The sequence below is a fragment of the Gemmatimonas sp. genome (genome assembly GCF_036405635.1).
GTDB lineage: Bacteria > Gemmatimonadota > Gemmatimonadetes > Gemmatimonadales > Gemmatimonadaceae > Gemmatimonas.
Genome location: NZ_DASWXE010000084.1, coordinates 36084 through 42255 on the forward strand (window position 1 = coordinate 36084; position 6172 = coordinate 42255).

Below are 6172 nucleotides of genomic sequence, written 5' to 3' on the forward strand. Positions count from 1 at the left end.
CACAACTGTCTGCAGGACCCCGGCTGGCCATGTCTGCCCGAAGAGACCATCCTTACGAATGCCTGATGAACTCGACAGCCTGAACGTGTTCGTGGCCGTCGCCGAACACCGTAGCCTGCGAGCTGCCGGCGATCGGTTGGGGGTGACCGGGTCCGCAGTGAGTCAGTCGCTGCGCCGTCTCGAAGACCGTCTTGGCGTGGCGCTCATTCAGCGCACCACGAGGAGCGCCCGACTGACGGACGTGGGTGAGCGCCTCTACGCCGCTGTACGCCCCGCCCTCGACGATGTTCGGAGTGCCCTGACCGCCATCGGCGAGTTCAGCGATGCTCCCCGCGGACGCCTGCGCTTGTACGCCGGGGGAGCTGCCGATGGGTTTTTGAGTGGCGCGGTGTTGGCGTCGTTCCTGAATGCACATCCCAACATCGAGCTCGACATCACGGTGGGAGACGCGGCTGTGGACATCGTGGCGGGAGGCTTCGATGCCGGCATCCAGTTGGGCGAAGTCATCGATCGCGACATGATCGCCGTGCCCGTGTCAGGCGATTTACGGCTGGTGGTGGTGGGCACGCCGGCGTATGTGGCACAACATGGCATGCCCATGCACCCGCGCGATCTCGCGGCTCATGCCTGCATCAACTGGCATCCGTCGTCCGATGCGCCACCGTATCGGTGGGAGTTCACGGAGAACGGCCGTGATTTTTCGGTGGCCGTGCGCTCACGCCTGCTCACTACCGACGGCAACATGCTGTTGCGCATGGTACGTGAAGGGGTCGGCCTGGCGATGCTGTTCGACTTTCACGTCAAGGATGACCTGGCCCAGGGTAGCTTGGTCCCCATGCTCCAGGACTACTGCACATCGTTCCCGGGTTTCTACCTGCACTACCCGCAGAAACGTCAGGCATCGGCGGCGTTGCGTGCGTTCATCGACCGTCTGCGTGTGACACGGAAGGCGGCGCGCAAGCGAAAAGGTTGATCAGCGGGCCACGCGGAACAAATCGCGTGGCCCGTCGCGTGATGCCACGTCGCTCGACAACGTTACTGCGGTGGCAAGTAGTACACCGTGGCATGACCAGCCGATGTCAGCGCATCCACGGCGATGACGTGCGACATGGGCACGTTCCTGGCGACCAATGCATCACGCAGCTCGAAGTGCGCCTGCAGGGCGCTGCGCAATGCCGTCAGTTCACGCTCCTGCTTCTTGAGCGCCTCGTTCAGCAGTGCCCGGTTCTCACCGGTCAGCAATGGACGTACGTCCACCAGCATGAAGTGCCGGGCGTTCAGCGTCGGATCCGGGCGGGCGGTGGGCAATCCGATGCGCTCCACCGAAGCCATCAGACGATTGAACCGGGCTGAACTGGATGTATCCTCGGGCACCAGCACACCGGCCGCCGAGTCGCGAATGACCTGTGAGGCCGGCAATGCCTGCGCCGGCAGGACCTTCACCTGAATCATCACCAGGGCAAATGCGACCAGCAGCAAACTGCCCGAACGATGCATTGGTTCCATGGGGTGTCTCATGACCTGGCCTCCTGAATTGTGAAGCACTGGCGATACACCGACGGTGCGGGTTCGCTCCGTCCATCGGTTTTGCGTGCAGCAAGCAGGCCACAACAAATCGGAATGCGACGTGTATCGCATGAGTGTGCGCTATTCACGCGCGGGATCTGGTGCCCCCGATCACGGAATCCCGCATTGGCCTGCCCCTTGCAAGCTCATCGTCATATGCCACGTGTCATCTGGAAGGGCGCCATCAGCTTCGGCCTCGTGCACATCCCCGTGGTGTTGCACGCCGCATCAGCACATCGTGGGCTCAGCTTCGACCTCGTCGACAAGCGCTCGGCCGACCCCATCGGTTACCGCAAGTACAACAAGACCACCGGCAAGGACGTCGACAATGAGCACATCGTGCGCGCCTTCGAGTACGAGAAGGGGCACTACGTGATGCTCTCCGACGAGGAGATCAAGAGCGCCAACGCCGAGTCCACGCAGACGGTGGATATCGTGGCGTTTGTGGATGGGACATCGGTGCCATTCCTGTATCTCGAGACACCGTATTACCTCGCGCCGGAGAAACGGGGCGCCAAGGTGTACGCGCTGCTGCGCGAGTCCCTGCTGCGCAGCAAAAAGATCGGGATTGCCAAGGTGGTGCTGCACACCAAGGAACATCTCGCGGCGATCGTGCCGCTGGGCAAGCTGCTGGTGCTCAATACGCTCCGGTGGGCCGATGAGGTGATTGATGCGGGCTCACTGGATCTGCCCGCCGGCGGAAAATCCGAAGCGCTCACGGCGCGCGAGCTGCAGATGGCGGAGAAGCTCATCGGCGAGATGACTGTCGACTGGGAGCCGGCCGACTATCACGACCGGTTTCGCGAAGACGTGGAAGGTCTCATCGCCCGCAAAGTGAAGTCAGGCAAGACGCATGTCATCGACGATGGCGGCACGTCCACACAGAAGCGACTGCCCGCGCCGACGTCTACCGCGGAGCTTACGGCGCTGCTCAAAGACAGCCTGCGTGCGGTGCCGGCGAGTACCCGCCAGTCGACCTCGCCGAAAACGACGCCGCGCAAGAAGTCCGCCACCAAGACCCCATCGCGCAAGACGTCCACCAAGAAGGTCACCAAGACGGCCAAACGAACCCGGCGTTCCGCGTGAACGACACGCCGCGCGGGGCACTACCGTCCCAGCTCGAACCGATGCTCGCCACCTGGGTGTCCAGTCCACCCGCCGGCGAGTTTCACTACGAGATCAAGCTCGACGGCTATCGCCTGCTGGCGCGTCTCGATGGGGCAGTCGTGCAGTTGCACACGCGCAACGGCGTCGACTACACGGGGAAGCTCGGCCGACTGGCCAAGGCCCTGGCGAACTTGAGGCGACGGGGCACCTACCTCGATGGCGAGATCGTGGTGTTCGACACCGCCGGCGTCTCGCACTTCGGCGCGCTGCAGGATGCCCTCTCGCGCGGCGACGAGACCCACATCCGCTACGTGGTATTCGACCTGCCCTTTGCCGGCGGCCGCGACGTGCGGGGCATGTCCATCGAAGTGCGAAGGGCATTGCTGACCGATTTGCTCACCCGCAACCGGTCGCCGCTGATCGTCCCATGCACCTGGGTCGACGGAGATGCCGCCGCACTGCTCGAGGCGGCACGAGAAGGATCCTACGAAGGATTGATCGGCAAACGCTCCGGTTCGACCTATGTCTCGGGCCGCAGCAATCACTGGATCAAGCTCACCTTCGCGAACCGGCAGGAAGGCATCGTGGTGGGCTACACGTCGCCCAAAGGGTCGCGCGCGGGGCTGGGCGCGTTGTTGCTCGCCGTGCGCGAAGGCCAGGCGCTGCGCTACATCGGCAAAGTGGGGACCGGGTTCTCCAACCGCACACTGGCCGATCTCTCTGCTTCACTGCGCAGGCTGCATGCCGATGAGATGCCGCTACCCGCCAGGCCCGCCGATGCACGCGGCGTGCAATGGGTGACACCTACGCTGGTGGTGGACGTCGAGCATGCAGGATTCACCGCTGCGGGCATGGTGCGCAAAGCATCGTTCGTCGGGATCAGGCCAGACCGTACCACGCACAGCGTGCGCCGCAGTGCTCCCGTCCGTACACTGCCCGGAGACGACACCATGGAAGATGTGCGCATCACCAATGCCGATCGGGTGATCGATGCCGCAAGCGGTGCCACGAAGGGTGACCTCGCGCAGTTCTATCGCGATATCGCCCCATTCCTCCTGCCGCATCTCGCGCACCGACCGGTGGCCCTTCTGCGTGCACCGGACGGCGTGGGCGGCGGCACGTTCTTTCAGAAGCATGCCGATCCTCGTGTCATGCCCGGCGTGCGACTGCTGCCTGCCGCTCTCGATCCGGAGCACCCACCACTGCTGGCCATCGACAGTGCCCATGCGTTGGTGAGCGCGGTGCAGATGGGCACTATCGAGCTGCACACCTGGAATGCCACCGAGAGGCGCATCGAGCGCCCCGACCGTCTCATCTTCGATCTCGACCCCGATACCGCCCTGCCTTTTGATCACGTGCGACGGGCCGCGACGCTCATCCGCGAGCTCCTCGGCGCGCTCGATCTTCGGGCCTTTGTGAAAACCACTGGCGGTGCGGGCCTGCATGTGATCGTGCCGCTCACCCCCCGCGAAGACTGGGAGTATCTCAAGGGGTTCGCACGGGCCGTGGCCAATCATGCTGCACGCACCCTGCCCGGGATCTTCGTGGCCAAGTCGGGCCCGAAGAACCGCGTGAAGCGGATCTTCGTGGACTATCTGCGCAATGGCCGTGGATCAAGCACAGTATCGGCGTTTTCCGTGCGGGCGCGCCCGGGACTGCCCGTGTCGGTACCAATAGACTGGGACATTCTCGAAATGCTCGACGATCCGGCCTCACTGCATATCGGATCGGTAGCCCAATGGCTGGACGAGCAACGCGAAGACCCGTGGGCGGACTACGCCCACACCAGGCAGCGTATCACGCGATCCATGCTGGCACAGTTGGGCGCCACACCCGACTGACTTCTTCTGAGCCACCACCCTTCCGTGCGCTTCGCCAATGTCTCCTCTGCACATCGATTGGCACGCCATGTTCACGCCAACGGTCGGCCTGGCCGAACTGTTTTTGCGCGGCAGTGCCATGTACATCGGCGTCCTGTTGCTCATGCGCATCCTGCCCCGACAGAAGGGCGCCCTCAATTCGGCGGACATGTTGGTGCTCATCATGATCGCCGACGCCGCGCAGAACGGCATGTCGGCCGAGTACAACTCATTGACCGAAGGTGCCGTGTTGGTCGGCACGCTGTTCTTCTGGAACTATGCGCTCGACAAACTCGCGTTTCACTGGCCGGTATTCCGTCATCTCTTTCACGAACCGCCGCGACTGCTGGTGAAAGACGGGCAGCTCCAGTTCCGCAACATGCGCCAGGAGCTGCTCACGCGCGATGACATCTATCAGCAGCTACGGGAGCACGGCATCAGTGACGTGCGGGAGGTGCGCCGATGTTTCCTCGAACCCGATGGCAACTTCAGTGTCGTGAAGTTCGATCCGGACGATACACCCGTCACCGACCGGCAACGCGGTGTGCCGTGAACATGTCCCGGCGTGGTCGGCTTAGTCCGGTGACCCCGAAATGACCTCGGTCATGTGGCACTTGGGGCACATGACGACAGCGCTGGTGCCGTTCACGGACAGCCAGCGGTTCATGGATGACGCCGAGAACGGGTAGTTGCAGCTGCGGCACTCCGCTTCAACGCTGGCCATCTCGCGCGGGCCAGTCCTGCCCATCGCGTCGGGGCCCGTGTCGGGATCGGTCCAGCGAACGTCGGTGATGCGAAACAGGTGCGCCATGAAGGCTCGGCAGATTCGAGGGCGACTGGGGACCGAGGGGTGACTCGGGTCGCCCACAATATAGGCGGACACCTGCCCCTGGCTGATGGGTATCAACATCAAGACCAATGGCTGTAGGGATTCCCCGTTCCAGGAGTGTCCGGATGCGCTATGTCGTGGATTTGCAGGACGGAGGTCCGCTCCTTCATTGCCGCGACGCCGAGCAGGCCGCGCTGCTCGGTTCCCTGTGGCTCACGGCCAAGCAGACGTGGGAGCGGCCGTTCCTCGACCAGGTCGCCATGGGCATTCGCAGCATGATCGGGCAAGGCACACCAACAGTCCCGTCAGAAGAGCCCTGATCGACCGACCCTGATTGGCACCGGGAGTCTTCAAGGTCTCTATTGTCCGTTGTTCACGTCATTCTCCTTCTGGCCGTAGGTCGCGGGGCCGCTGGTCGCTCGGGTGCGACCGGAGGTGCTCACGATTCTCGAATCCATCAGGCCGGAGATCGAGTATCAATGGACGGATGGCACGCTTCACGTGACGGAGAGAGCGAAGCCATAGGCCTTGGTCTTCGATATGACAAATGATACGTAGGACGAAACGGCAAGAAGATGGGATATCGGTTAACGTGCTCGTCGAATCCCTCACCAATTGCGGATTGTGATCGATGATTCCTCTTTCGCCTTCTGTTACACGTCATTGCCGGCTCTTGACCATCGGCCTATTGATCATGGTCTCGGCAAGAGCACAAGCACAAGCATCTTCCAAGCAATCACTTCGTCCGTTCGCATCGGATACGGAACTGACGCAATTTCTTCGCGCCGAGCGCCAAGCGCAGGAATCGGCT

At 62.8% G+C, this 6172-nt stretch carries 8 protein-coding genes; 6 read left to right on the plus strand and 2 right to left on the minus strand.

The genetic code is table 11. The annotated features are described in order from the left end of the window. Positions 1 to 58 precede the first annotated feature (58 nt). Positions 59 to 973, plus strand: a complete 915-nt coding sequence (locus VGE27_RS06765) for a LysR family transcriptional regulator (RefSeq protein WP_331048881.1) — start codon at positions 59 to 61, stop codon at positions 971 to 973. A 62-nt stretch (positions 974 to 1035) separates the two neighbouring features. Here the strand turns inward: VGE27_RS06765 and VGE27_RS06770 are convergent, their stop codons facing one another. Then, entirely contained in the window at positions 1036 to 1506 is a 471-nt protein-coding gene (locus VGE27_RS06770) for a hypothetical protein (RefSeq protein ID WP_331048882.1), read from the minus strand. Positions 1507 to 1722: 216 nt separating this feature from the next. On the opposite strand from VGE27_RS06770, the gene VGE27_RS06775 reads away from it, so the two are divergent. From VGE27_RS06775 to VGE27_RS06785, 3 genes are read left to right on the plus strand one after another with little or no spacing between them, the layout of a single operon-like run. Further along, on the plus strand, positions 1723 to 2652 hold the full coding sequence (locus VGE27_RS06775; protein ID WP_331048883.1) for a Ku protein: 930 nt from the start codon (positions 1723 to 1725) through the stop codon (positions 2650 to 2652). Then, positions 2649 to 4514 (plus strand): DNA ligase D, encoded by a 1866-nt coding sequence (ligD, locus tag VGE27_RS06780; protein ID WP_331048884.1) that lies wholly within the window; start codon positions 2649 to 2651, stop codon positions 4512 to 4514. The genes VGE27_RS06775 and ligD overlap by 4 nt, the downstream gene beginning before the upstream one ends. 37 nt (positions 4515 to 4551) lie before the next feature. Further along, a complete protein-coding gene (locus tag VGE27_RS06785; protein ID WP_331048885.1) occupies positions 4552 to 5085 on the plus strand; it encodes a DUF421 domain-containing protein in 534 nt (177 codons plus the stop codon). Positions 5086 to 5106: 21 nt separating this feature from the next. Here the strand turns inward: VGE27_RS06785 and VGE27_RS06790 are convergent, their stop codons facing one another. Then, positions 5107 to 5343: a hypothetical protein gene (locus tag VGE27_RS06790; protein WP_331048886.1), complete on the minus strand. Its 237-nt coding sequence runs from the start codon at positions 5341 to 5343 to the stop codon at positions 5107 to 5109. 143 nt (positions 5344 to 5486) lie between these two features. Between VGE27_RS06790 and VGE27_RS06795 the strand changes: the two genes are divergently transcribed. Both VGE27_RS06795 and VGE27_RS06800 read left to right on the plus strand, forming a co-directional pair. Next, complete coding sequence (locus VGE27_RS06795) at positions 5487 to 5681, plus strand: hypothetical protein (protein ID WP_331048887.1); 195 nt, start codon at positions 5487 to 5489, stop codon at positions 5679 to 5681. A 311-nt stretch (positions 5682 to 5992) separates the two neighbouring features. Continuing rightward, on the plus strand, positions 5993 to 6172 hold a 180-nt coding region (locus tag VGE27_RS06800; protein WP_331048888.1), incomplete at its 3' end, for a hypothetical protein.

Bases quoted from the DNA above. Each gene is read 5' to 3' on its own strand.
- VGE27_RS06765 (WP_331048881.1), top strand. From the start codon at position 59: ATGCCTGATGAACTCGACAGCCTGAACGTGTTCGTGGCCGTCGCCGAA.
- VGE27_RS06770 (WP_331048882.1), bottom strand. From the start codon at position 1,506: ATGGAACCAATGCATCGTTCGGGCAGTTTGCTGCTGGTCGCATTTGCC.
- VGE27_RS06775 (WP_331048883.1), top strand. From the start codon at position 1,723: ATGCCACGTGTCATCTGGAAGGGCGCCATCAGCTTCGGCCTCGTGCAC.
- VGE27_RS06785 (WP_331048885.1), top strand. From the start codon at position 4,552: ATGTCTCCTCTGCACATCGATTGGCACGCCATGTTCACGCCAACGGTC.
- VGE27_RS06790 (WP_331048886.1), bottom strand. From the start codon at position 5,343: ATGGCGCACCTGTTTCGCATCACCGACGTTCGCTGGACCGATCCCGAC.
- VGE27_RS06795 (WP_331048887.1), top strand. From the start codon at position 5,487: ATGCGCTATGTCGTGGATTTGCAGGACGGAGGTCCGCTCCTTCATTGC.